18 protein-coding genes and 3 pseudogenes are annotated in these 24,504 nt (G+C 59.2%); 10 read left to right on the forward strand and 11 right to left on the reverse strand.

Annotation, left to right across the window (positions count from 1 at the left end; translation table 11 throughout):
• The 4 genes and pseudogenes from BN1800_RS16765 to BN1800_RS16780 all read left to right on the forward strand — a co-directional run.
• Nucleotides 1–219 (forward strand): annotated as a pseudogene (locus BN1800_RS16765) (MBL fold metallo-hydrolase); the annotation flags it as partial.
• Between the two features lie 148 nt (nucleotides 220–367).
• Nucleotides 368–1,120: an SDR family oxidoreductase gene (locus tag BN1800_RS16770; RefSeq protein WP_086999529.1), complete on the forward strand. Its 753-nt coding sequence runs from the start codon at nucleotides 368–370 to the stop codon at nucleotides 1,118–1,120.
• Nucleotides 1,121–1,182: 62 nt separating this feature from the next.
• Nucleotides 1,183–1,608: a cupin domain-containing protein gene (locus tag BN1800_RS16775; RefSeq protein WP_086999531.1), complete on the forward strand. Its 426-nt coding sequence runs from the start codon at nucleotides 1,183–1,185 to the stop codon at nucleotides 1,606–1,608.
• A 70-nt stretch (nucleotides 1,609–1,678) separates the two neighbouring features.
• Nucleotides 1,679–2,708 (forward strand): annotated as a pseudogene (locus BN1800_RS16780) (mechanosensitive ion channel family protein).
• A 602-nt stretch (nucleotides 2,709–3,310) separates the two neighbouring features.
• Here the strand turns inward: BN1800_RS16780 and BN1800_RS16785 are convergent.
• The 3 genes from BN1800_RS16785 to BN1800_RS16800 form a co-directional block, all read right to left on the reverse strand.
• On the reverse strand, nucleotides 3,311–4,516 hold the full coding sequence (locus tag BN1800_RS16785) for an NAD(P)/FAD-dependent oxidoreductase (protein WP_086999533.1): 1,206 nt from the start codon (nucleotides 4,514–4,516) through the stop codon (nucleotides 3,311–3,313).
• Nucleotides 4,517–4,630: 114 nt separating this feature from the next.
• Nucleotides 4,631–5,461 carry an alpha/beta fold hydrolase gene (locus BN1800_RS16790; RefSeq protein WP_086999535.1) on the reverse strand — a complete coding sequence of 277 codons (831 nt, stop codon included), beginning with the start codon at nucleotides 5,459–5,461 and terminating at the stop codon, nucleotides 4,631–4,633.
• A 433-nt stretch (nucleotides 5,462–5,894) separates the two neighbouring features.
• Nucleotides 5,895–6,845 (reverse strand): helix-turn-helix domain-containing protein, encoded by a 951-nt coding sequence (locus tag BN1800_RS16800; protein ID WP_086999537.1) that lies wholly within the window; start codon nucleotides 6,843–6,845, stop codon nucleotides 5,895–5,897.
• A gap of 818 nt (nucleotides 6,846–7,663) precedes the next feature.
• Between BN1800_RS16800 and BN1800_RS16805 the strand changes: the two genes are divergently transcribed.
• Nucleotides 7,664–7,867, forward strand: coding sequence for a response regulator transcription factor (locus tag BN1800_RS16805; protein ID WP_027513532.1), 204 nt, complete (start codon nucleotides 7,664–7,666; stop codon nucleotides 7,865–7,867).
• Between the two features lie 85 nt (nucleotides 7,868–7,952).
• Nucleotides 7,953–9,098, forward strand: coding sequence for an ROK family transcriptional regulator (locus BN1800_RS16810; protein WP_244564534.1), 1,146 nt, complete (start codon nucleotides 7,953–7,955; stop codon nucleotides 9,096–9,098).
• Between the two features lie 57 nt (nucleotides 9,099–9,155).
• Here the strand turns inward: BN1800_RS16810 and BN1800_RS16815 are convergent, their stop codons facing one another.
• The 8 genes and pseudogenes from BN1800_RS16815 to BN1800_RS16845 all read right to left on the reverse strand — a co-directional run bounded on the left by BN1800_RS16815 (nucleotide 9,156) and on the right by BN1800_RS16845 (nucleotide 18,356).
• Nucleotides 9,156–10,325, reverse strand: coding sequence for an ROK family transcriptional regulator (locus BN1800_RS16815; protein WP_086999541.1), 1,170 nt, complete (start codon nucleotides 10,323–10,325; stop codon nucleotides 9,156–9,158).
• Nucleotides 10,326–10,476: 151 nt separating this feature from the next.
• A pseudogene (locus BN1800_RS16820) lies at nucleotides 10,477–13,576 on the reverse strand (alpha-mannosidase).
• Nucleotides 13,577–13,604: 28 nt separating this feature from the next.
• Nucleotides 13,605–14,390 carry a carbohydrate ABC transporter permease gene (locus tag BN1800_RS16825; RefSeq protein WP_051336833.1) on the reverse strand — a complete coding sequence of 262 codons (786 nt, stop codon included), beginning with the start codon at nucleotides 14,388–14,390 and terminating at the stop codon, nucleotides 13,605–13,607.
• A 53-nt stretch (nucleotides 14,391–14,443) separates the two neighbouring features.
• The gene (locus BN1800_RS16830) at nucleotides 14,444–15,376 is read right to left on the reverse strand and encodes a carbohydrate ABC transporter permease (protein ID WP_027513527.1); all 933 of its coding nucleotides are present in this window, start codon (nucleotides 15,374–15,376) and stop codon (nucleotides 14,444–14,446) included.
• A gap of 89 nt (nucleotides 15,377–15,465) precedes the next feature.
• Complete coding sequence (locus BN1800_RS16835; RefSeq protein ID WP_425299034.1) at nucleotides 15,466–16,749, reverse strand: extracellular solute-binding protein; 1,284 nt, start codon at nucleotides 16,747–16,749, stop codon at nucleotides 15,466–15,468.
• 235 nt (nucleotides 16,750–16,984) lie between these two features.
• Nucleotides 16,985–17,329, reverse strand: coding sequence for a hypothetical protein (locus BN1800_RS16840; RefSeq protein WP_086999545.1), 345 nt, complete (start codon nucleotides 17,327–17,329; stop codon nucleotides 16,985–16,987).
• Nucleotides 17,326–17,475, reverse strand: a complete 150-nt coding sequence (locus BN1800_RS41420) for a hypothetical protein (protein WP_179213808.1) — start codon at nucleotides 17,473–17,475, stop codon at nucleotides 17,326–17,328. Before BN1800_RS41420 ends, BN1800_RS16840 begins: the two co-directional genes overlap by 4 nt.
• A gap of 5 nt (nucleotides 17,476–17,480) precedes the next feature.
• Nucleotides 17,481–18,356 (reverse strand): AraC family transcriptional regulator, encoded by an 876-nt coding sequence (locus BN1800_RS16845; RefSeq protein WP_179213809.1) that lies wholly within the window; start codon nucleotides 18,354–18,356, stop codon nucleotides 17,481–17,483.
• Between the two features lie 212 nt (nucleotides 18,357–18,568).
• Here BN1800_RS16845 and melA point away from each other — a divergent pair, with 212 nt between their 5' ends.
• The 4 genes from melA (at nucleotide 18,569) to BN1800_RS16865 (ending at nucleotide 24,500) form a co-directional block, all read left to right on the forward strand.
• On the forward strand, nucleotides 18,569–20,035 hold the full coding sequence (melA, locus tag BN1800_RS16850) for an alpha-glucosidase/alpha-galactosidase (protein WP_086999547.1): 1,467 nt from the start codon (nucleotides 18,569–18,571) through the stop codon (nucleotides 20,033–20,035).
• Nucleotides 20,036–20,153: 118 nt separating this feature from the next.
• The gene (locus tag BN1800_RS16855) at nucleotides 20,154–22,241 is read left to right on the forward strand and encodes an ABC transporter substrate-binding protein (protein WP_086999549.1); all 2,088 of its coding nucleotides are present in this window, start codon (nucleotides 20,154–20,156) and stop codon (nucleotides 22,239–22,241) included.
• Between the two features lie 116 nt (nucleotides 22,242–22,357).
• The gene (locus BN1800_RS16860; protein ID WP_086999551.1) at nucleotides 22,358–23,365 is read left to right on the forward strand and encodes an ABC transporter permease; all 1,008 of its coding nucleotides are present in this window, start codon (nucleotides 22,358–22,360) and stop codon (nucleotides 23,363–23,365) included.
• Nucleotide 23,366: 1 nt separating this feature from the next.
• Nucleotides 23,367–24,500 (forward strand): ABC transporter permease, encoded by a 1,134-nt coding sequence (locus BN1800_RS16865; protein ID WP_086999553.1) that lies wholly within the window; start codon nucleotides 23,367–23,369, stop codon nucleotides 24,498–24,500.
• The last annotated feature ends 4 nt before the right edge of the window (nucleotides 24,501–24,504 follow it).

Genomic DNA, 24,504 nt, shown 5'->3' on the forward strand with positions numbered 1-24,504 from the left:
GGCGACGCCGTGTTCGCGGTCGGCTTCGATCACCCCGACTGGCACAACGGTTTCGAACATGACCCCGAGGAGGCTGCCCGCGTTCGGGTCCGGCTTTTGCAGGAGCTGGCAGCGAGCGGCGAACTGCTGGTGGCAACTCATATGCCGTTTCCCTCTGTTGGCCATGTCGCAGTCGACGGCAACGCCTTTCGTTGGGTACCGGTCTTCTGGGACTACTGATCGCATGTTGAATTAAGGCCGAACCAGAGCGTGCATCCTTGAAGGCCGTGTCCAGCTCGGCCTTCAAGTCCGAGCTTCAACCAGCCCTTCACCAATCCACCTATTGAACCACGCGCACCGCATGGGCGCGCAGCAAATGGAGCATCTTATGAAAATCGTAATTATCGGCGGAACCGGCCTGATCGGTTCCAAGACTGCAGAGCGCTTGCGCAAGAAGGGGCATGAGGTCATTGCTGCTGCCCCGAAAACCGGCGTCAATACCCTCACCGGAGAGGGCTTGGCGGAAGCGCTGAAGAATACTGAGGTGGTGATAGACCTCGCGAACTCGCCATCCTTCGAGGATAAGGCCGTGCTCGAATTCTTTCAGACCGCGGGCAGGAACCTGATGGCAGCGGAAATCGAGGCCGGCGTGAAACACCACGTCGCGCTTTCCATCGTCGGCACGGATCGGTTGCCGGATAGCGGCTATCTTCGAGCCAAGGTCGCCCAGGAAAAGATCATCCGGGCAGCCGGCGTTCCCTATACGATCGTGCGTTCCACACAGTTCATGGAATTTCTCGGCGGCATCGCCCAGGGGGGCACGGTTGGCGACACGGCCCGCTTGTCGACGGGTTCCCTGCAGCCGATCGCGTCCGACGACGTCGCCGATTTCGTAACGGACGCGGCCCTTGCCGCGCCGACGAACGGCATCGTCGAAATCTGCGGCCCCGAGCGCGCGCGACTCTGCGATTTCGCCGCGCGATACCTCAAGGCGATCGGAGATTCCCGCACCGTTATCGCGGATCCGGATGCCCGCTATTTCGGGACCAAACTGGAAGACGGTTCACTCGTTTCCGACAATCAACCACGCATCGGCCGCATCGGTTTCGATGATTGGTTTGCGACAGCACCCAGAAGATAACGACTTGCATATGGTCCGCCTCAGAGGCGGGCCGGTGCCTCAGTCACGAAAGGACGATAGACATGATCAAGTCATTGCATTTTGCCGTTGCGTTGACGGCTCTCCTATCAGGTTCGGCTCTTGCACATGATACGCCGGGTGGTGGCGAGGGCGCGAAGGTTGCGCTGGTCTATGAGCATGAACTGCCGAACGTTCCAGGAAAGAGCATGAAGGGCGTTCTCGTTGAATACGCTCCCGGCGGCTTCTCGGAGGGCCATACGCATCCAGCCTCCGCCTTCATTTACGCGACCGTCCTCGAAGGCGCGATCCGCAGTCAGGTCAATGATGGCCCCGTCACAGTGTATAAGGCCGGTGAAAGCTTTTCGGAATTGCCGGGCGATCGCCACGGTGTCAGCGAAAACGCCAGCAAGACCAAACCGGCAAGGCTGCTTGCAGTCTTCGTCGTCGATAGCGCCCAGCAAGAACTGACATTCCCGATCAAGAAATAGGCTATCAGGCCGGGCCTGCAGTGCCGGGCCCGGCCACCCCTTGACGCAACCATAATCGGTGATTCCTGCCATGTTTGGTGATGACAATTTCGTGCCGCTTATTCTGGTCAACCTTCTGGGAATTGCCGGCATCGTCGTGTGGCACATCCAGGGCGGCAACCGTCCGACGGGCCGCTTGATCGTCCAGATCCTGTTCTTTACGGGCATGAGCCTCGTGCTCTATATGGCGGGCATCGCTCCGCACCAACCCGACGGTATCTATACGCAAAGTTTTGGCGCGCTGCTTTCCAAATCGGCCAGAATCCTCTGGTGGACCCATCTCGCCTGGACGATCATCGGCTTCATCCAGATTTATGTCAGATTGAACCGCAAGCCACGGGAAGCACATCTCATCCAGGATATGGCCATTGCGGTCATCTATCTAGGCGTGGCGCTTTCCGTCATCGGTTTCGTCTTCGGCATGCCGGTCGGCACCTTGGTTGCGACCTCGGGCGTCATAGCCGTCATCTTCGGTCTTGCGTTACAGAACACGCTCGGCGATGTCTTTTCCGGCATCGCGCTGACACTCGGAAGGGCCCATGCATTAGGCGACTGGGTCCAGTTGACCGACGGCACTGAGGGCCGCGTCATCGAAACCAACTGGCGCTCCACCAACCTGCTGACCGTTACGCACAATGTCGTCGTGCTACCGAACAGCATCCTGGCAAAGCATGGGCGTGACAAATCTCAGCCGCCCTGACGAGACGCACCAGATCACGTTGCGTGTGCGCATCGCTGCAACGCAAAGACCACGCCTGGTCGAGGAAGTCATGCGGTCTGTGCTGCAAGCCAGCATCCTAATCATCAAGAACCCGCCGCCGGTCGTTGCCATCAAAGCCATCGACGCGATTGCGATCGAAGTCGAGCTGCAGTTTCGCGTCGACAGCGTCGCCATCCGAACGCCCGCCAAGAACGAGATCGTCGACTTGCTTCATGACCAATGCGGAGCAAGTGGGCTTTCGTTGGCCATGCCTGCCGAAGGCCTCGCGTTCGTACCGGCACTGATCGGCAACCAGTACCCTGCCGTGAGTAACGACACGCATTCATCCCGGCCGGTCTAGGATACCGTCTCATAAGATCGTAGCCAGAGCTGGACGGATGCGAGATAATCGCGCATTTGCCGTATCTAGTTGCGATGGCAATTAAGAATTTGAATATTTCGAAGATCATTCATCAGGTTGCGTTATTCATAAGACCGCGAGCTGAAGATCGCCCTGATGTCCGATGGCTGCCGCGGCAGAGCGAGGGCCGCGAACCGATAACGGACGCTTTATGGATGCGATGTTCTGGATGGGCCGTAAGGGTGCGCGCAGGCGCGACCTGCCAGAGCGATTGGCGATTGTCACACGGTCAAGCGGCACCACTATGGACTGGGTGGAGCGGGGCGTGCTGCAGGACCACTTTGACAGCCTCAGCCATGATGGTGATTTCGAATGGTTGTGCGTGAATGCCACAATCATTCGCGCTCATCAGCATGCCAGGCGCATGCAGGCAAAAGGGCCTGATGCCGAAGGTCTGGGACCGTTTCAAGGCAGGCTCAGGCGCCAAGCTCCATGTCGCGACCGACCGGAACCGATCGATGAATTGACGGCACGCGTCACGAGCACACCGGAATATGGCAAGCTGCGCTCTTGCAGAGAGCGCAGCTCGTGTCGTGATGCGATCAGAGGTCCGTCACACGCTCCGGATCGGCGGAAGCCAGCGCAGCGGCGCGCTCGGGCTGCGGCGGATAGATCCAGACGGTGTTGATTTCCTGCTTGGTCGCCTTTGCTTTCTCGCCGACCATCTCCACTTTGCGATCCCAGCCTCGGGTAAAGAGGGCTCCGGCATCGCCAAGGTCAAGGCAGGTGACATAGGCTTCCTGATGATATTGCCGTGCCTGCACGCCCAGCAGTTCAGCGGCGGCATTGTTGCCCGCGAAGGCGCCCATGCGAGTGGCGTGCTGGCACGACATCAGTGCATAATTGCCGAAGTCATCGCAAGCGGCGCGAGCCGCATCCCCGGTGGCGAAGACACCGGGCACGGACGGCACGCGCAGGCAGCCATCGACCAGCAGCCGGTCGAACTTGTCACGCTCGCCGGGAATTTTGGTGGTTAGCGGATTGGCCCGCATGCCTGCCGCCCAGATCACTGTCATGGTTTCGATGTGCTCGCCGGTGCTCAGCGTAACGCCGGATTTATCCAGCGACGAAACGCCGGCATTGAGCCGCGTTTCCACGCCGAGCTTGCGCAGTGCCTCCTCGATGATCGGGCGCGGACCTTCGCCCATGTCGGGGGCGACTGCGCTGCTGCGGTCGACGATGATTACGCGCGGATTGGCGGTTTTGTCGAACAGGGTTCTTAGCCGCGAAGGCATCTCGGTCGCCGCCTCGATACCTGTGAAACCGGCGCCCGCAACAACGATGGTGTCGCGCGCGGCCGAGGCCGGCATCTTCGCAAGCGCGTGGAGGTGGCGATCAAGGGCAATGGCGTCATCGATGTTGTCGATGCTGAAGGCGTATTCGGCAAGGCCCGGAATATTGGGGCGGAACAGCCGGCTGCCCGTGGCGAGCACAAGGCGATGATACTGAAGGCTCTTTCGTTCGCCCTTGGCATTAACGACATCTGCGGTGCGGGCCTTCGTGTCGATCGCTTCGACGCTGCCCTGCATGTAGGTGACATCGATGGCGTCAAATACATCCTGCAGAGGTGCCGTCAGGGTCTCGGGTTTCGGCTCATAAAGCCGGGGGCGGATGACGAGCGTCGGTTCCGGGGACACGAGCGCGATTTCGAGCTCTTCGGGCGAAATGCCTTCGATATCGCGCAGGCGGGCTGCGGAAAGTGCGGCGTACATGCCGGCGAAGCCGGCGCCCACGATCACAAGTCTCATGTTATTCACTCCGTTGTTTGTAGTTTCAAAGGGCCGCGCGTCACCGTCGCCGCTCCTGATGGGCGGCGAGGTGGTCGGCAATCGATGGCGCGCGGATCGGTGAAGCGACTTCGCTCAGGCCGTGATGAAGGCCAGCATGTCGGCATTGACGACATCTGCATGGGTCGTGCACAGCCCATGCGGCAGTTTCTCGTAGATTTTCAGCGTGCCGGCCTGCAGGAGCTTCGCCGACAACAGAGCGGCGGCACCGATGGGAACGATCTGGTCGTCATCGCCATGCAACACGAGCGTCGGCACGGTGATGCTCTTCAGGTCCTCGGTGAAATCCGTCTCCGAGAATGCCTTGATGCCGTCGTAATGTGCTTTCGCGCCGCCCATCATGCCCTGACGCCACCAATTTGAGATGACCGCCTGCGAAGGCTCGGCACCCGGGCGGTTGTAGCCGTAGAAGGGGCCGCTCGGAAAATCGCGATAGAACTGCGAACGGTTGGCAGCCAGCTGACTGCGCAATCCGTCGAATGCCTCGATCGGCAAACCGCCGGGATTGGCGGCGGTTTTCAGCATCAATGGCGGCACGGCAGCAATCAGGATCAGTTTGGCAACGCGACCCTTGCCATACCGCGCGACATACCGCGCGGCTTCACCGCCGCCGGTAGAGTGGCCGACATGGATCGCGTTGTGAAGATCGAGGTAGTCGATCATTGCGGCAGCATCGGAGGCGTAGTGATCCATGTCATGACCGTCGCTCACCTGGCTCGATCGGCCATGACCGCGGCGATCATGAGCGATCACGCGAAAGCCCTTGCCGAGGAAGAAGAGCATTTGATTATCCCAATCGTCGGAGCTGAGCGGCCAGCCGTGGTGAAAGACGATCGGCTGAGCGGACTGCGGTCCCCAGTCCTTGTAAAAAAGTTGAACACCGTCGCTGGTTGTAATGGAGGTCATTGTGCTGATCCTTTGTAGGGCCCGTCATCGAATCGGACGGACAGTTGCTAAAATCGGGTATGCAAGCCGCTACGGGTCGCTTCGTTGCGATTGATCCGTAATCGGTGCCCAGACCATCCTTTGTCTCCGCAGGATCCGTTGGTACGGGCGCAATGGTGTTTTAGCGAAACAGGTCTGCGGCTGCGCCAGAGGGATTGGCGCCATTGCAGAGCAATTGCGGTTAGCGGATGCGCGCCGCGCATCGCCCGGCGCTTTACCGGTCAGCTTTCGAAATGCGGCGGCCAAGGCTGTTTGCGAGGCGCAGTCAAGTGGGGCCGCGACCAACGCCATGCCAGTGGAATCGCGTGGCGTGTCGTCGCTTGTTCGAGCCGATGACGTCGCAGCGGAGAACGCGACAGTCCGGAATCTGAGGCGAGGCGAAAGAAGATTTCGGTCAGCCGTGGCGCCGCCGCCAATCGGTCGGTGTTTCACCGGTCAATTTTCGGAATGCAGCTGCAAATGCTGTTTGCGAGGCATAACCGAGGGAGGCCGCGACCAACGCGATCGAATTTTGAGGATCACGTAGCATGTTTATGGCCTGCTCGAGCCGATATTGACGGAGCCAGTTGTGAGGCGAAAGTCCTGTGCTTTCCTTGAAGGCGCGACAGAAATGAAAACGCGACAACCCGGAATCGGCAGCGAGGGCCCCGAGGGAGACGTCCGCGTCGGCGTCCGACCGCAATCGTTCGATGGCCCGGCGCAGCACGCTCGGCGCAAGGCCGCCCAGCGCCGGCTGATAGCTCGGTGCCTTGCCGGTGTGCGCAGCCAGCAGGCGCGTGGCCAGAAGGTCAGTCAACTGCTGCCTGAACAGTGTATCCAGTGCCGTATTGCCCTCCAGGACATCGGCTGCGCTCAGGAGCAATCGGGATGTAATGAGGTCCGGATGCGCCGTTCGCTCCAAGAGATCGGTCGGCGTGAAGGTATCGGTTTCGTCGGCAATGCGCGTCAGTGTCGTGCGGGGAAGATAGAGCTGAACGACATCAACCGGTTTTGGAATATCCCATCGGGAGCTTGATCCAGCCGGGATGATGATCACAACCCCGCGACGAAACGTTCCGCTCTCGATCGATCTTCCGGACCGCCGTTCCATGCGCTGTATCACGCCGTTGTAAGCCATGATGACGTGGTCGGTCATGGGCTCGACGACGTCATGCAATGGGTCGTGATTCCAGTGCGCGATTGCACCACCGGAGGGGTCCGCGGCAAGATGAATTGGCGCAGTCCTCAGAACGCGCGACATCTCGTTAGCAGGATTCTGATCGGCGGCCGGCATTTCCTCCCGGCGCGCGCCGATTGTCTCAGCCGGCAAGCTCTCGGGAGGATCCGAGGGGGAAGACAAGCTCATGGATGCGTGCTCGTCGATTGGCGCTGCTTGCGTGCGATTCTTGCAACAATTGCCAGCTCGTCGAGCACCCGACTATAGTGGCCAGCCCTGTTAGTCTTATTACGCATGACATCCCCATGTCCTGAGCAATTCCGCTGTGCTCTGGTTATTCGCGCGTTGCTAGATGCAGCGAGGATATCAAGATTTTTCGCGGGCGAAACCTATTCTCCAGGATAGGTTGCGTTCGCGATTTGGCCTCGTTCTGGGAGCTGCCGACGACAATCGTGTGCTCTATCACGATAGCGCAGTTTTGACGCGATGTGCCAACGTATTGCTGTAAGAGTGGAAACTGTCAGGCGTGTCACGAGAGACGATGGTGTATGGCCGTAGCCGATGTGCGAGCTCTTTGAGATCAGTGAAACCACCGGCAAGAGACCTATTGAATGAAGGAATTGCCAGCGCACGGACATTGAACCGGCAATTCGATGGCGTGTGTTCAGGCCCCAGTGCCATAATTCACTTTGATCGCATCTGGTCGAAATACCGCGTCGGCGATTCCAATCCGTTCAAGGCGAGGGAATGCAACGCTTTGTTTCCTTAGCCAGAGGCGACCTCGAGGGTGCTTTCGTCGGGCAGAGGCTCATTTCCGCAAGCCGGCCACTGAAAGTGTTGTCATCGAAATTGCCCGGCGGCGTGGGGAGTTTTCTGTCACGACTTGGCTAGATGGCAACTATTTGGATATGGCGCGCTCACAAAAACGAGCTTGCTCTTTTTCCGGCGACCGCACGATCACCCTATATCTATAGGGGCAAGCAAAGCGCTAAGCGAAGAGGAAAAACTTGAACGAGATCCACATCACCAAGCGAGAGAGGGAAATCTTGACGCTCATGTGCGACGGAAAGAGCGCGCAGGAGATTGCGATCATCCTCGGTTGCTCGGTGCATACCGTGCGAACGCATATCGAATCGCTGAAGGATACATTTGCAGTCTACAAGGACACGGCTCTGGTGGCGGCGGCGCTACGGACAGGCGTGATTGAGTGAAATGCATCACGCAGTCCAGGAAACGTGCTCCTAGAAATGACTGGCGTCGTCTCCTCCCGTGCCGCGCCAACCCTGCCGTATGCCCGTGAACGCATTTTTTCATTTTGATGCAGGCAAAGACCCAGTATTGCATAGGCAATCGTATCGGGAATGGCTTGATTTGAAAACAGGACGGCGGCTTTCGGTATCTGGCGCATCTAAAGGACGGGATCGCAATGATGATCGTCCAGGCATCAGCCCGGTTGACATTGCAGACCACAATTCGCGAACGGCCTTGGGGCTCCTGCGCCGCTTTGGGCCGCTTACCCGCCAGGAACTTTCCAGGCATCTTGGGCTCACGGAGCCAGCGATAACGGGGATCATGCGCCGGCTGGCCGATGCGGGCCTGGTCAGCGGGCAAAAACGGCCCACAACTGCGCATTACACAGCGGTTGAGTTCTCGTTGCGAGCCGACGCCGCATATTCCCTGGGAATTCGCCTCGGTGCGGATGGTGGCGAAACTGTCATGATGGATCTTGCAGGTAAGATTCTTCAGCAGCGCGCCTTCACAGGACCCGAAGGGATCAATGACGCTGTTTTGCACATCCGGGGTGCCGCTGGCACTTCGGGCAAACTGCTCGGATGCGGCATTGCCCTTGCAACCGGCTTCCCTCTTGATCGGAGAGCTATCGAGGATACCCTTGAACGGGAGGTCGGCCCGCTCTTTTTTCTTGATGACACCGAGGCGGCGATCAATGCCGAGCGTATGCTCGGCATTGGCGACCGCGAAGGTGGCCTGGTGATCATCATCGTCGACGAGACTGTTCGCGCCGGACTTTTGATCGGAGGGCGGCCGTTCCGCGGTTTCCACGGATTGGCCGGCCAGATCGGCGATATGTGCTCGGGTGTTGACGGCGCGAGCCTAAACGACGTCGCGACCTTGCCCTCGCTCAAAAAGCACCTTGCAGCCCACCCGGGTGAACCAGATGCTTGGGTTGCGATTGCAGCGCGGCATCTTCATGAGATGGTCCTGGCGATTTCAGGATTTATCGCTCCGGGCGCTATCCTGATCGGCGGTGCTCTGCCCGATGATGTTTTTGAGGCAATCATTGCGCGCTTGTCGCGTGAACGGGATGATAAAATTCGCGATCTCGTGATTGCGCCTTGGATACCATCCGTGCGGCGTGCTTCCTTTCCTCGGGCAGGGGTCGCCGTTGGCGCCGCATTGCGTCCGTTCTCCGAGACACTTTAACCCGATACCCGTCCGTGACCTCTCCGCCGCCCGACTGTTGAGCGGCACTGCCAACTGTCATGTGACCGTGATCGGGTCCTGGGCCTGCCGGCTGCTGATTGGATTTCGAAATCTTTGACCCGGTTCGGCAGACGGCAACCCAAGACGATGAGCCAGCGGGATCGCAGCAGCACCGAGAGCTGCGGCATCTTCAGAGCCTGCTGCCCGGTGAAGGGACGGCGCTCGTGCGCCAAGCCGGGTGATCTCCTCGTGGACGTAGACGAGCAGTTCATCAATGAGGCGAACAGGAAAGCGGCCGCCGATGAGAACGCCTTCCGGGTCGACGATCAAGCCGATATCGACAATTGCTTGGGCAAGCTTGATGCTGATCTTTCGCAGCCAGGCACTGACGAGGTTGCGTCCCCTCTCGTTAAGGTTGAGGAGATCTCCCGGTGTTGTCGCCTTGATGCCATTGCGCCCGAGATAGTCGAAGAGGATAAAGAGCGAGAACATTTCGCCAAGTGGTTGCGTGCTGCCCGCAAACGGGCCATCGTCAAAGACGACCGGCAGCCACCCGATTTCTCCACCGATTCCGCTGGCTCCCTTATGACGGACCCCATCTATGACGAGGCTGCCGCCAAGACAGGCATTGGCGAGGATGTAGAAGAAACTGCCGATTTCCGTGCCGAGACCATACTCGATTTCACCGAGCGCAGCTGCGTTGGCATCATTGTCGATGAACACTGGGTGATCGGACATTGCCTCCAGCGCGCCGCGCACGTCATAGCCATTCCATTGCCGGTATTCTGATGGAAAGCCGATGACTTTAACCTCTCCGAGCCAGTCAGGAATAGCAAGGCCAACTCCCGCCAGACGAGCTTCTTCGATGACCCTGCGGCGGCGGAAGGAGGATAGTGCATCTGCCATCAAGCCCACGAAGTCGTCTGGTAACAGAAAACGCCTTTCGTGATGGATGCGTCCGCGCACCGTCCCGGCCGCATCCACAGCGACGATCGTAAGGTGATCGCGATCGATATTCGCGCCAACCGAGAACACTCCTTCGGGATCGATCTCCAGCTCGATGGCAGGTTGTCCCCGAAGGCCGTGCCTGCGGCGTGCCTCCATAACGAGCCCTTCATCGAGCAAACGATCCACGATGCGGGTCACGGCCTGCTTCGTCAATCGCGATTGGTGGGCAAGCTCCGTGCGCGAGATCGGGGCGCCGCGATGAATCGCGGCGAGAATCATCGCACGATTAGCGGCTGCAGCCTGCTCCGTATTCGAGCCCGACAATATCAATCCCGGTGTCCCTTCCCACCTGATCCAATCCGGACGGAGACTAGGCGATGTCCTGCATGCGAAACGCGGTCGAGGACCTCTTGCATCGACCGGTATCGCATCAAGTCTTCGTTACGCGCCAGCTTTTGACCTCAAACGGCCGCAAACCGGTATTCGGGACCTTATCCATCGGGTCTTCCAGGATACTGACAACGCCGTGGTTCTGCCAACGGTCCGGAAGACATAACTCAAAATTACCGCGGCGTCCCGCCGGTTCGTACACGCGCACGATGAGGCCGTCACCGTCCTCCGAAGATTTGACGGCGGACAGCGCAGCATCAATGCCAGCCGTTGCGAGCGGCTGCCACCTGCCCGTTGCGCGATCGGCAACCGGGACCGTCAATAGAGGCTGGTTTAGGTCCTCGGCTTCCTCCCTGACGCCGCCCTCGTACCACGCGCCTTCGTGCGGCATCAGCGAATAGGTAAAGGTCTGGATGCCTTCGTCGGCGAGGGGATCTGGATAGATCGGCGCGCGCAGAAGGGAGAGGCCCAGGACGTTGCCGCGCACGCTGTGGCCGTACTTTGCGTCATTGAGGATGGCAACGCCGAAGCCGGGCTCCGAAAGATCGGCAAAGCGGTGGGCGGGCGCCTCGAACATCGCCGCATCCCAGGAAGTGTTCGAATGCGTCGGACGTTCCACGACGCCGTAGGCGCATTCGCAGGTTGCCTTCGCGTGACGCACGGCAACGCCCGTCAGGGTGCGAAGGAAGACACGCCGGTCATGCCAGTCAAGTTCTGTCTGTATGTCCAGCCGCAGCGCGTTGGCACCAAGCGACAGNAAGGAAGACACGCCGGTCATGCCAGTCAAGTTCTGTCTGTATGTCCAGCCGCAGCGCGTTGGCACCAAGCGACAGAAGCTGCGTAATGCGCGAGTGGCGCCAGGTTCGAACGATCTTGATCGCCGCGCGATGCGGGCCGTTCTCGATCAGTTCAAGGCTGTCGAGTGCAGTGATCTCTTCGCCGCGAGCGGCGTAATCTTCCTCGACATCCCAGGCGTCCCAATTGCGCGGCTTATCGGCTGGATAGACGAAAAGGCGGTTGCCGCACCCCTCAAGCGCCTCACGCCCTGTCGGCTTATGCAGAATGCTGGCGATCGAGCCATCGTTGGCAAGTGTCACTTTCAGCACAGCATTTTCCAGATGGTCGCGCCCGGCCGAAAGGCCGGTCTTCGGCTGGAGTGCTCCGGTATCCAGAACGGCAATGCCAAGGGGCGCAATCTGTCCCTCAGCTGAGACTGTGCTTCCATCCGATAGCGTCAAGCGGATTGGACGTTCAGACAGCGACGGATTGACGACCAGAACATTGTTGCCTTCTCCAATCGGCAACTGCGCAGCTATTGCTTTCATCGCCGCTACTTGGGCGAAGTGCGCCTCTGCCGCGACTGCCTCGAGTTCGTTGGTAGCATCGGTATAGACCTCGGCGATCGACGACCCGGGGAGGATGTCATGAAACTCGTTCTTTAAGACGACACGCCATGCCGGCTCCATTGATGCCGGCCGCTCGCCTCCCAGAAGATAGGCAAGGCTGGCCAGCGTCTCGGCGGTAATCAAACTGCGCTCTGCTCTGCGGTGAAGCCGCTTGACGGTGCTCTGACTTGTAAGGGTTGCGCGGTGCAGTTCGAGGTAGATCTCGCCTTGCCAGACGGTCAAGTCTTTCTTGGCTGCCGTGTCGTGCGCATCCTCGAAGAAGTCGTGCACCCTTGTCCACCGTGCATGCGGCAAAGCCGGGAAGAAGCGCAGTTGCTCTTCCCGCATAATCATTTCCGGCGTCACGCCGCCGCCGCCATCGCCGTAGCCCACGGCAAGCAGGGTGGCCTTGTGCTTGTCCTTCTGGCGGAAGTTCTTCCAGGTCGGCACGAAGCAGTCCGGGCGCACGAAGCCATTGTAACCCTGCATCGGATTGTCGAATGTGTGGGCGAGAACCCGGCTCCCATCAAGGCCTTCCCACCAGAAGAGATCGGCCGGGAACTGATTGGTTTCCGACCAGTTGACCTTGATCGTGAAGAAGCTGTTCATGCCGCCCTGACGAAGAAGCTGGGGCAGGGCGCCGGAAAAACCAAAGCAATCTGGCAGCCAGCAGACGGTATTGCGAGTCCCGAAGGTCCGTTCGAAATAACGCTGGCCGTAAAGGATTTGCCGGCTGAGGCTCTCGCCGGTCGGCATGTTGGTGTCGGGTTCGACCCACATGCCGCCAAGCGTTTCCCATTGGCCTGCCTTCGCACGCTCGATGATGCGCTCCAGCAAATCCGGATCGTCTTCGGCGATCTGCGCGTAGTAATGGGCCGTGGACTGGTTGAAGCGGAAATCGGAGGACTGCTCCATGAGCGACAACGCCGTATGGAAAGTACGGCGCATCTTCCGCCGGGTTTCGCTGTAAGGCCAAAGCCATGCAAGATCGATATGCGCATGGCCGGTCAGCGCGATCTCGCCTTGCGGCGGAAAACGCTGGCGCAGCTGCTTGAGCTGTCCAACAAGTGTGTCGTAGGCTTGGAGCACGCTGGCGCGCTGGCCTTGATTGAGACCCTCGGGCGTGGCCTCGAGTGGCGGCAGCTGCCAAATCTTCTGTTGCACCGGCGAAGGCGCCGTCCGTGCTACATAGGCGGCCGTGGCCGACGGCCAGTCAAGGCCGCGCATGGCGTGTTCGGCAATATCCAGGAGATGCGGAACGGCCTCGTGGCCGTCGAGGATATCGGCCGCCTCGGTGATCTGGCGCAAAAGCACCCAGAGCCGGTCGACGGCCGTGTCCAGCCAGATTACTGCCGCATGTTCTAGCCTCGGGTGCCGCACGGGCTCGCCGAAGGGCAGGCGGGCGACGGTTTCGGAAGAGATCCGGATGCTGCGCGAAGGGACAAGGAATTCCCGATGATAGGGATCAAGGCCAAGTCGCGTTTCATTCCCGGTCTCGTCGGTGACCGTGATCAGGCCCTCGCCGCCGAGGTCGAGCACGAGCCGAGCATCGTCAAGGGGCCAATGGCCGGGCAAGGTGGTTGCGCCGGAAAAATGCACGGGACCATCTTTGCGCGGCCACGCATCGCCGATTGCAATGGGCTCCCCTTCAAACGTCCAGGCATCTATCTGCATTGTTTGGCGCGAACGCCAGTATTCCAGCTCTGCGATGCGGACGCGAATGCGGTCGAGGCGTTGGATAAGAGTAAGCGTCATGATGATATCCTGAGATGTGAATGCAATATCAGCCCTTGACGGCGCCCTCCGTCATGGCGCCGAGGATGAGCCGCTGGAGGGTGAGAAAGGCAATAATGGCTGGGACGACCGATACAAGGCAGGCGGCCGCCAGCAACTGGAGGGAGGAGTCGTTTTGCGTTCCGGCGTATTGAAATATCCCAACGCCGATCGGCGTGAGGGATTCCTTGCTGATGAGGAGAAATGGGACGAGAAACTGCGACCAGCCGGCGATGACCGAGATGATGAAGGCTGAGGCGATGCCTGGCGCCGACAACGGAAGTATGATACGCCAAAAGACGGCGAAATGACTGCAGCCGTCAATAAGTGCGGCCTCGTCGAGGCTTTTCGGAATGCCGTCGATTGAGCCCTTCAATATCCACGTCACCATTGGTACCGCGAGTGCAATATAGACCATCGTTGCGCCGAAATGGCTGTCGGTCAGGTGAAGCGCTGCCATGTAGCGGTAAAGCGGCACCATGATAACAAGTGGTGAAATCATCTGAAAGGCAAGCAGGACCATCATCCAAGGTCCTTTGCCGCGAAATGGAAAACGGGAAAAGGCATAGGCGGCCGGCAGCGCCACGATCAGGCAGCCGATTGCGCTGCACGAGGATAGGACGAGCGCATTCCAGAGATACCCCGCGAACTTGTCGGAGGATAAGATGGCGGCGAAATTTTCCAAAGTCGGCGCCTTCGGGATAAAGCGGCTCACGCCCAAAAAGATTTCCCTGCGCGTTCTCAGCGCGAGCGACAGCAGCCAAAGCAAGGGCCAGGCGAAGAAAAGAAACGTCATGGCGAGAAACAGATAGCTCAGAGCATCGCCAACGCGATCTTGTCTGGAAGCCCTCACGACGGTTCTCCTTTTGGCAGAAAACGAGCATATACGAGCGCAAGGCCAAGGCTGATTGCGAGCATTAGGATCGACAGGACGGCGCCGGCCGCAAGGTCGTAATTACGGAACACGACGTTGAAGGTGTATAGCGAGAGAACCTCGGTCGCGCGGCCAGGGCCGCCGCCGGTCAGAGAAATGATGGCGTCAAACGTGTTCAACGTCTGGATTGTGATGAGGATCATGTTCACCAGGATCGCGGTCCGCAGCTGGGGTAGAGTGATATAGATCAGCCGCTGCCATGGATTTGCGCCGTCAACGTCCGCCGCCTCGTAAAGAACAGGATCGATGGCCTTGCTTGCCGCATACATCACGACCATCGAGAACGCCGTGCCGCGCCAGACATTGGAAATGACGACCGACCACATGACCATGTGCGGATCGGACAGCCATTGGACAGCCGGCACGCCGATCACGCGCAAAAGGCTGTTCAACCCGCCAAATGGCGCTTCGTTGAAGAGCATTTTCCAGATGATGCCGCCGGCAATACCTGGAACAACCCAGGCGACAAGGGCTGTGGTTCGCACGATCGTCGTGCCGAAGAGCCGGCGCTTCTCGCCGTGCAAAACAATCAAGGCAATGAAAAGCCCGAAAAATTGCTGCGCAACAACGCTCGACGCGGTGAATACGAATGTCACCCACAGGATTTGTAAAAGCTCGGGCTTCGACAATGTGCTGACGATCGTCTGCAGCGTATACTCCTCGTCCCTGCCAAGCAGCGAAACGTTGGTGAATGCGAAGCGAAAGACGTCCAGCAAGGGGTAAAGATAAAAGACGCCAAGGACAAGAATGAGCGGCATAAGCCAAGGCAGCGGGAAGGGACTATGCCGTCCGGCGGTTCTCCTGCCGAGTCTTCGGGGGCTCTTGGCGGCAATGCTTGCATCCATCATAGGTCCGGTCCGGCCATTTCATCGCTGGGCAGCGTTTGCACAGGTTGACTGGCGGTGAGGGTCTCGGTCCACGCCGCCAAGTCCTTATTTTAGCTGCGTTTGAAGGCGCTCAGCGAAGCGCTGAAGGCCTCGTCCACGGCGGCCTCGGTCGGCTGGGTACCCGTCAGCACCTTGCCCATCATGATCTGAATCTGATTGGAGATTTCAGGATAGACAGGCGCGCCGGGCCGGGCTTGTCCGTCCTTGAGTGCTGCCGCAAAGGTCTTGTTGGCCTCTGACGAGAACACCTCGTACTTGTCATAGAGATCGGCGCGGGTCGGAAGCTGTTCCTGCAACGCGTTGGCCGGCCCCATATAGATGTCGCGGGCAAGTTCAGCGCAGAGCTTCACCTTTTCAGTGTCCTTGCTGAAAGCCGCCACCGTCCAGCCGCCTGTACCTGTTGATCGCTGGTCCGCTGCCGGGCCAGGAAGCGGGGAGAAAACCCATTTGGCGAATTCATCTGGGTCAAGCGCTGTCCTGAGCTGTGCATATTGCCAGTTGCCACCGACGAAAAGCGCAGTCGTCCCGGCCGCAGCCGCTGCATTGAAATCGTCGTAATCGCCGATGGTCGCCACACGTTTGGGAGCGGCTCCGGACTCAACGAGATCGCGATAATAGTTGACGGCCTTGATGAATTTGTCGCGATTTTCACCCTCGCCGAAAACCGGCTTGCCATCGTCATCGACCAATTTGCCACCCTGTGCCCAGAAATTGGCGAGCCAGTCGAACGTTGTTCCTTCATAGCGGCCGCCGTTGAACAGAACGCCTTCCATTCCCTCCTCGACTGAGGAGAGCGCCGCCTTCTTCAAATCGTCCCAGGTCTGCGGCGCATCAGGAACAATCTCCTTGTTCCGGTAAAGAACACGAAGATCCGTCGACCACCACCATGCGTAGATGTTGCCGTCCGAGCCGGTTATGCCCTCGCGGATAAAGGGGAAGAGCTGGTCAATTTCCTCTTTGGTGAAATAAGGCGAGAAGGATTGCAGGACGCCGGCTTTCTTGAAGAGCGGGAGGACGAATGAGTCGACGGCCGCACAATCCGGGGCCGATCCCGATTTGGCCTGCTCGAGCATGCGCGCCTGTTCCTGACCGATATCCCCCGACATCATCTGCAACTCGATCTGCCAGTCGGAATGCTTGGCGATGAAGTCATTGAACAGCTTGCTGTAGCCTTGAGCGTAGGCCGGCTCGTTGTTGCGCGGGCCATCCGTGGTCATCCGGAAAACCAGCTTGTTGGGCGCGTCGGGCTTGCCGACGACGTCGCCCGTGATGGCCTCTTGTGCCGGGCTGCCATGCGGTGCGGCTAAAACGGTGGTTGCCGCCAGTGCAAGAATGAGTGCTGTATTCCTCACGAGTTCTCCTCCCAGGGTCAGGATCAAACTTGAGCCGCTGCCTCCAGCACAACGGGCTCGGGATCCGAAAAAATAGATTAAGTCACATTCGTTTGATGTCAAGGTTAGTCCCGGAGGACCGCGAGGTCCGCCAAGCCGTCCCCAGCTGCTATCATCGGTTTCGTCCGAAAGAGAACCGGCGGTAGGGAGAGGGCGTCACAGGACCGACCCGGACTTGTCAGGTCGGTCGACCTCCAAGGACAGAGCGCTCAGGACGAAAAAGATCGGCGCGATTTGACATCGCGCTGTCGAGCTTCAATGGGCGTTTCGCTGCACGGCGGATCGTTCGGGCCGGATTTACAGGACAACAGGCCGGTTTTTTCCACGAAAGAAGCTGGTTTGCCGCCACCGGCAACATCAAGGCAAGGCCAATCAGGGATGAGATCGGCTCTTGTACGACAAGCACGATGGCTGCGACCACCAACAAAGCCCTCTCCCAAGAGGTCGCACTGTCCAGAAGAAATCCTGAAAGAGCCGAGCCAAGGCAGGTCATGCCGAGCACGCAGCCGACGAAGGCGATCAAGAAATTGCTCCGACGATGATACCCACCGTCGCCGCCGCGGCGCCGACGGCGAGTGCGTATTTGGCGCCGTCGCGCAGGCTTTCGAAAACCTCCCCGACCAGTCGTTCCCGGTCGCGTTCGAGCGTCGGCGCCGGGTTCCTTTGCAAGGCTTCTAGCGTCCCTTGCCGATGCTTGCATACATGCCGGTGGTTCGGAACTCCGTGGGGGTGATGCCGTAAACGCGGCGGAAGACTTTGGAGAAATAGTTGGAATCTTCGAAGCCGCACATGATCGAGACCTCCTTGACCGGCAGGAAATCGGCCTTTGTCAAAAGCTTTGCCGCGCGCAGCAGCCTTTGCTGAAGCACATATTCGGCAGGCGGCATGCCTTCGCTTTCGGCGAAGCTGCGGGAAAAATGCGCGCGGCTGAGGCCGACGATGCCTGCAAGCTCGCTGACTGGCAACGGCTGGTCGAGATTGGCATGGATATGGTCAATCACCGACTGCATGACGCTGAGGTCTGCTGCAAAAGCCGGTGAGCCGAAGACATCGTCGTAAAGCGCCATGGCCGCTTCATAGGCGATTGCGGACGCCGCGCCGGGCGTCGTTGCGCCTTTCACAAGGCGAAGACTGCAGTCGGCGAGATGATCGATGGTCGATGGCTGGAGCCTTAAAACCGGACCGGCAAGCCCGAGGACCATCTTGTGGATTCTCAGCGTCTCCTCGCCATGCATCGATATCCAGAAATACTCCCAGCGGTCGCCCTTTTCGAGCCAGTAGCGATGATTGTGCGGAACGAGAACCAGCAGCGTATCGCCGCTTTGTAGCCTGTAGTTGCGGTTCTGATAGCGCAGATGGCCGGTGCCACTGATGGTATGCTGCAGAACGGTAAAGGGGGTCTGGCCGCGCCGCCTTCCATCCCAATCGTAGATCTCGTTTTCCCGCACCTCATAGCCAGCACTTGTCGGCATGGCGTGCAAGCGCTGGCGCCCGCGCGGCAGGGAAACCGTCCTCATGGACTGCCCGTTGGCGATCAAATCCTGCAGCACAAAATTACCCTCGAAAGCATAATCCTTCTCTGGCCACCTCCGCGAATATCCGCATAATCGCTTTTCATAAGAGGAAGAGATCGCGGTCGAGAGAACGGCCGGGAGGAAATATAGGCGCTATTTTGCTTTTTCGGGCTGCATGTGCCGGCATGTGGTCAATCCTCCCCTGTCCGTCCTTTTACCTAGCATCTGATCGGATTGAGGTGAAGATTATGAGTTTCAAAATCGCTATCATCGGTGCGGGCAGCGTCGGCTTCACCAAGAAGCTGTTCACGGACATTCTGTGCGTTCCGGAATTCAAGGATGTCGAATTCGCGCTGACGGACCTCAGCGAACATAATCTTCAGATGATCAAAGCGATCCTCGACAAGATCGTCGAATCCAATAAGCTGCCGACCAGGATCACGGCAACGACCGACCGCCGCAAAGCGCTCGAAGGCGCGCGCTATATCATCAGCTGCGTGCGTGTCGGTGGTCTCGAAGCCTATGCCGACGATATCCGCATTCCGCTGAAATACGGCATCGACCAATGCGTCGGCGATACGATCTGCGCCGGCGGCATTCTCTACGGTCAGCGCAACATTCCGGTCATCTTGGATTTCTGCAAGGACATCCGTGAAGTCGCAGAACCGGGCGCGAAATTCTTGAACTACGCAAACCCGATGGCGATGAATACATGGGCTGCGATCGAATATGGCAAGGTCGATACGGTCGGCCTGTGCCACGGTGTGCAGCACGGGGCCGAACAGATCGCCGAGGTGCTCGGCGCCAAATCGCCGGCGGAACTCGACTATATCTGCTCGGGCATCAACCATCAGACATGGTTCATCGATCTGCGCCTCAACGGCTGCAAGATCGGCAAGGACGAACTCGTCGCGGCCTTCGAAGCCCATCCGGTCTATTCGCAGCAGGAGAAGCTGCGCATCGATGTGCTGAAGCGCTTCGGCATCTATTCGACGGAAAGCAACGGGCACCTTTCCGAATACCTGCCGTGGTACCGCAAGCGTCCGGACGAAATCACCAAGTGGATCGACATGTCCGACTGGATCCATGGCGAGACCGGCGGCTATCTCCGTCACTCGACGGAAACGCGCAACTGGTTCGAGACGGAATTCCCGCAGTTTCTTGAATCGGCCTCGAAGCCGATTGATCCGGACAAACGCTCCAACGAACATGCTAGCCATATCCTTGAGGCGCTGGAGACCAACCGCGTCTACCGCGGCCACTTCAATGTCAAGAACAATGGCGTCATCACCAATTTGCCGGCTGATGCGATCATCGAGTCGCCTGGCTTCGTCGATCGCTTCGGCATCAACATGGTCTCCGGTGTCACCCTTCCGGAAGCCTGCGCCGCAACGTGCATCTCATCGATCAATGTCCAGCGCATGTCCGTCCATGCGGCGATCAGCGGCGATATCGAGCTTCTGAAACTTGCGGTGCTGCACGACCCGCTGGTCGGTGCCGTCTCGACACCCGAAGAGGTTTGGCAGATGGTCGATGAAATGGTCGTGGCTCAAGCTCGCTGGCTGCCCCAATATGCCGACGCCGTTCCGGCTGCGCAGGAGCGTCTGTCGAAGTCCAGCGTAAAGACCCGTGATTGGGCGGGCGCTGCACGGCGCAACGTGCGCTCGATCGAGGAGCTGCGCGCCGAAAAGGCGGCCTTGAAACAGGCCGTTTGAATTTCGTGGAAGTCGGGTGGGCGGATTTCCGGGAGGGAAAGCCGCCGCGTCAGACCCGGTTTCATGCCGTTAGAGGAGAACCGGAGCGCCCAAGCGCTCCGAACAAGAGGGAGAGACGATGAGAAATTTTCGCAAAATTGGCATTCTTGCCGGGCTGGCGCTGAGCGTCTCGGCCGCAGCCTTGAATGCATACGCATCCGAACCGACCATTCCGCCGGAGCCGGCGCCGTTTCCAGCTGAAGGCAAGATCAAGTACGTGGCCCGCGACTCCATTTTGGAGTTCAAGGCGCTGCCGGAATATAATGAGCCGGACTGGGTCAAGGCGAATTTCGTCGATACCGGCAAGCTGCCGTCGATCAAGGACCGGCTTCCGAAGGAGCCGCTGGTTTTCAAGACCGAGAACATGCCGGACGGCATCGGCGCGTACGGCGATACAATGCGCCATGTCATCGGCGGGCGCCCTGAAGGCTGGAATTATGGCGCCGGGCAGACGCAGGGCTGGGGCGGCATTGATATCGGCCTTTCGGAATGCCTGACGCGCACTGCACCGCTCTTCCAGGTGGAGGCCAAGGATACCGAACCGCTTCCGAACCTTGCCAAGAGCTGGGAATGGTCCGAGGACGGCCATAAGCTCACCATGCACCTGATCGAAGGCGCGAAATGGTCGGACGGCGCCCCCTTCGGTGCCGACGACATCATGTTCTACTGGGAAGACGAGGTCATCGACCCGAACGTCTCGCCGCTTGGCGGGGGCGCATCACCGGAAGCCTTTGGTACGGGCACGACACTGAAGAAGATCGATGACCATACTGTCGAATGGACGTTCAAGGAGGCCTTCCCAAAACAATATCTCTACACGATGGCCTATCCCAATTTCTGCCCGGGTCCATCGCATATCCTCAAGCCCCAGCATCCGAAATATTCAAAGAATACTTACGACCAGTTCAAGAATGCCTTCCCGCCGGAATATATGAACATGCCGGTGATGGGGGCTTGGGTGCCGGTCGAATACCGGCCGGACGACATCATCGTCATGCGCCGGAATCCATACTATTGGAAGGTCGATGAGAAGGGCAATCAGCTGCCCTACCTCAACGAACTGCACTACAAGCTTTCGACTTGGGCAGACCGTGACGTTCAGGCGGTTGCCGGATCGGGCGACTTCTCGAACCTCGAGCAGCCGGAAAATTTCGTCGCTTCGCTGAAGCGCGCTGCCGAAAAGACGGCACCTGCCCGTCTCGCCTTCGGTCCCCGCCTGATCGGGTATAACCTGCGCATGAATTTTTCGGCCAACGGCTGGGGCGATCCGGACGGGCGCGGCCAGGCGATCCGCGAGCTGAACCGCAACGAGGATTTCCGCAAGGCTGTCACCATGGCCTTCGATCGCAAAGCCATCGGCGACTCGCTCGTTAAGGGGCCGTTCACGGCCATTTACCCCGGCGGCTTGTCGTCCGGTACGAGTTTCTATGACCGGCAATCGACCGTCGCTTATCCATACGACCTTGAAGGCGCGAAGGCCGGGCTTGCAAAGGCGGGCCTGAAAGACACCGATGGCGACGGCTTCGTGAATTTCCCGGCCGGACAGGCGGGCGGAAAGAACGTCGAGATCGTGCTGCTCGTCAACAACGGCTATGCCACCGACAAGAGTCTTGCCGAAGGCGTCGTCGGCCAGATGGAGAAGCTTGGCCTCAAGATCATCATCAACGCACTCGACGGACCGAAGCGCGATGATGCACACTATGCCGGCCGCTTCGACTGGCTGATCCAGCGCAACACCACGGAACTGGCTTCGGTCGTGCAAAACACCGAGCAGCTCGCGCCTGTCGGCCCGCGTACCAGTTGGCACCACCGTGCCGGCAAGGACGACCAGCTTGATCTGATGCCCTTTGAAAAGGAGCTTGTCGATATCGTCAACAAATTCAGGACAAGCCAGAACAATGACGAGCGTGTCAGCCTGATGAAAGAGTATCAGAAGATCTCGACGGAGCACGTAAATACTGTCGGCCTCACGGAGTATCCAGGGGCACTCATCATCAACAAGCGCTTCTCGAACATCCCGCAGGGCACGCCGATCTTCATGTTCAACTGGGCTGAAGATTCTGTCATCCGCGAGCGCCTGTGGGTGGCTGCCGACAAGCAGCAGAAATATGAACTTTTCCCCGAGCAACTTCCCGGCAAGCCGGGAGAGAAGGGTCCGTTGAACTAGAGCTCCCTCCCAAATGAAGTGAGCATCCGGCCGCGCGTGGTGCGCGGCCGGACATAACCAACAAGCCGGCCGCGCTGACGAAGAGCGACTGGCGGCAAGGAGAAGCGAACCGTCCGATGTTACGATTCCTGCTCATGCGCACAGCCTCTGCGGTTCCCGTGCTTTTCATCCTGAGCGTGGTGACCTTTGCCATCATCCAGGCGCCGCCCGGCGATTACGCCGATTACATTCGATCCCAGCTGATCAACCAGAGCGGCGCGTCCTTCGCGCAAGCGGAAGCGCAGGCGCAGGCCTACCGCGTCGAGCATGGCCTCGATCAACCGATGGTCATCCAGTACTTCAACTGGATCGGTGGCATCGTCACCCGCGGCGATTTCGGCTACAGCATGTACTACAACAAGCCAGTTTCCGACGTCGTCGGCGAGCGCCTGCCACGCACGCTGCTCCTGGCCCTCGTCTGCCATCTCTTCGCTTCCGTGCTCGGCATCGGCTTCGGCATCTGGGCGGCAACACGCCAGTATACCTGGATCGACAGCCTTCTTTCCGGCATTTCCTTTCTCGGCATGACGGTGCCGCGCTTTCTGATGGCACTGATCATCGTCTACCTGCTGGTGTTCCAATTCAACATTTCTGAGATCGGCAGCTTCTTCTCGCCGCAGTATGGCGGCGCGCCATGGTCGTGGGCGAAGTTCGTCGACCTCGTCAGCCATGTCTGGCCGGTCGTGGCGATCGCGACGTTCGGGGGTCTTGCCTACAATATGCGCGTCATGCGCGGCAATCTCCTCGACACGCTGAACGCGCAGTATGTCGAGACCGCCAAGGCGAAAGGCTTGACCGGGAGCGCGGTCGTCATGCGCCATGCCGTGCCCAACGCGCTGCATCCGCTGGTCATGTATCAGGGCGTCGTGCTTCCCTACATGCTAACCGGAGAAATCGAGACGGCGATCATTTTCGCCCTGCCGACCGTAGGCCCCGCCATTGTCGGCTCGATGGCCATCGGTGACGTCTACGTCACCGCGACCTTCATGTTGGTGCTGTCGGCGACGCTGATCGTCGGCAACATAATTGCCGATATGTTGCTTGCCATGCTGGACCCGCGCGTCCGCCAGTATGGAGGAGCCTGACATGTTCGCCTTCGACTCCTCCCTTCCTCCGCCACATGAAGAATCCGTCAAGAAGCCGCCGCATGGCAACGAAAGCTATATCGCGCTCGTCTGGCGCCGCCTGAAGCGCTCCTGGACGGGCATGATGGGCCTCATCCTCGTCGGTCTGCTGATCATCATGGCTGTCTTTGCGGATTTCTTCGCGCCGATGGACCCAAAGGCAACCGATGTCGGTTTTGCGCCACCGCAGGTCATGAGCTTCCACGACAAGGACGGCAATTTCGTCTTCCGGCCGCGCGTCTATGCGCTCGCCGATTCAGACGAGCTCGACCCCGTCACGTTCCAGCCAATCGTTGGTCCGGATTATGACAATCCGCGCTACCTCGGCTTCTTCGTGAAGGGGGCGGGCTACAAGCTTTTCGGCCTCATTCCGGCCAACCGGCATTTCTTCGGTTCGACAGATGGTCAGTCGGTGCATTTTCTGGGTACCGACAAATTTGGACGCGACGTGCTTTCGCGCGCAATCATCGGCTCGCGCATTTCGCTGGTGATCGCACTGACCGTCGTCTTCATCGTCACGATTGTGGGTACCACGGTCGGCATGGTCTCCGGCTACTTCGGCGGTACCTTCGATGTCTGGGTCCAGCGGTTCGTTGAGCTGGTGCTCGCCTTCCCGCAATTGCCGCTCTATCTGGCGCTGACGTCGCTGATCCCTGTCACGGCTCCGACGAACGTCTTCCTTGCCTTCGTCATCATCGTCATGTCGGCACTCGGCTGGGCGCAGATGTCGCGCGAAGTTCGCGGCAAGACGCTGGCTCTGGCGCGCATCGATTATGTGCGGGCGGCGATGGCTGTCGGCGCGACCGACCGGCGTATCATCTTCCAGCACATTTTCCCGAATGTCATGAGCCACGTGATCGTATCGGTGACCCTGCACATTCCGAGCGTCGTGCTGCTTGAATCCTTCCTCGGGTTCTTAGGCTTTGCCGTAAAGCCGCCACTGATCTCCTGGGGCCTGATGCTGCAGGATACGGCGAACTATTCCGTTATCGGCACCTATCCCTGGATCCTCGCTCCCGTCGGCTTCGTGCTTGTGACCGTCTTTGCCTTCAATGCGCTGGGCGACGGTCTGCGCGACGCAGTCGATCCTTACTGAGGTG

The organism is Rhizobium sullae (genome assembly GCF_900169785.1).
Lineage (GTDB): Bacteria > Pseudomonadota > Alphaproteobacteria > Rhizobiales > Rhizobiaceae > Rhizobium > Rhizobium sullae.

What these genes read in the sequence shown, in the direction of transcription:
- BN1800_RS16770 (WP_086999529.1), top strand. Translation starts at nt 368, where the DNA reads ATGAAAATCGTAATTATCGGCGGAACCGGCCTGATCGGTTCCAAGACT.
- BN1800_RS16775 (WP_086999531.1), top strand. Translation starts at nt 1,183, where the DNA reads ATGATCAAGTCATTGCATTTTGCCGTTGCGTTGACGGCTCTCCTATCA.
- BN1800_RS16785 (WP_086999533.1), bottom strand. Translation starts at nt 4,516, where the DNA reads ATGAGACTTGTGATCGTGGGCGCCGGCTTCGCCGGCATGTACGCCGCA.
- BN1800_RS16790 (WP_086999535.1), bottom strand. Translation starts at nt 5,461, where the DNA reads ATGACCTCCATTACAACCAGCGACGGTGTTCAACTTTTTTACAAGGAC.
- BN1800_RS16800 (WP_086999537.1), bottom strand. Translation starts at nt 6,845, where the DNA reads ATGAGCTTGTCTTCCCCCTCGGATCCTCCCGAGAGCTTGCCGGCTGAG.
- BN1800_RS16815 (WP_086999541.1), bottom strand. Translation starts at nt 10,325, where the DNA reads ATGATTCTCGCCGCGATTCATCGCGGCGCCCCGATCTCGCGCACGGAG.
- BN1800_RS16825 (WP_051336833.1), bottom strand. Translation starts at nt 14,390, where the DNA reads ATGACGTTTCTTTTCTTCGCCTGGCCCTTGCTTTGGCTGCTGTCGCTC.
- BN1800_RS16830 (WP_027513527.1), bottom strand. Translation starts at nt 15,376, where the DNA reads ATGATGGATGCAAGCATTGCCGCCAAGAGCCCCCGAAGACTCGGCAGG.
- melA (WP_086999547.1), top strand. Translation starts at nt 18,569, where the DNA reads ATGAGTTTCAAAATCGCTATCATCGGTGCGGGCAGCGTCGGCTTCACC.
- BN1800_RS16855 (WP_086999549.1), top strand. Translation starts at nt 20,154, where the DNA reads ATGAGAAATTTTCGCAAAATTGGCATTCTTGCCGGGCTGGCGCTGAGC.
- BN1800_RS16860 (WP_086999551.1), top strand. Translation starts at nt 22,358, where the DNA reads ATGTTACGATTCCTGCTCATGCGCACAGCCTCTGCGGTTCCCGTGCTT.
- BN1800_RS16865 (WP_086999553.1), top strand. Translation starts at nt 23,367, where the DNA reads ATGTTCGCCTTCGACTCCTCCCTTCCTCCGCCACATGAAGAATCCGTC.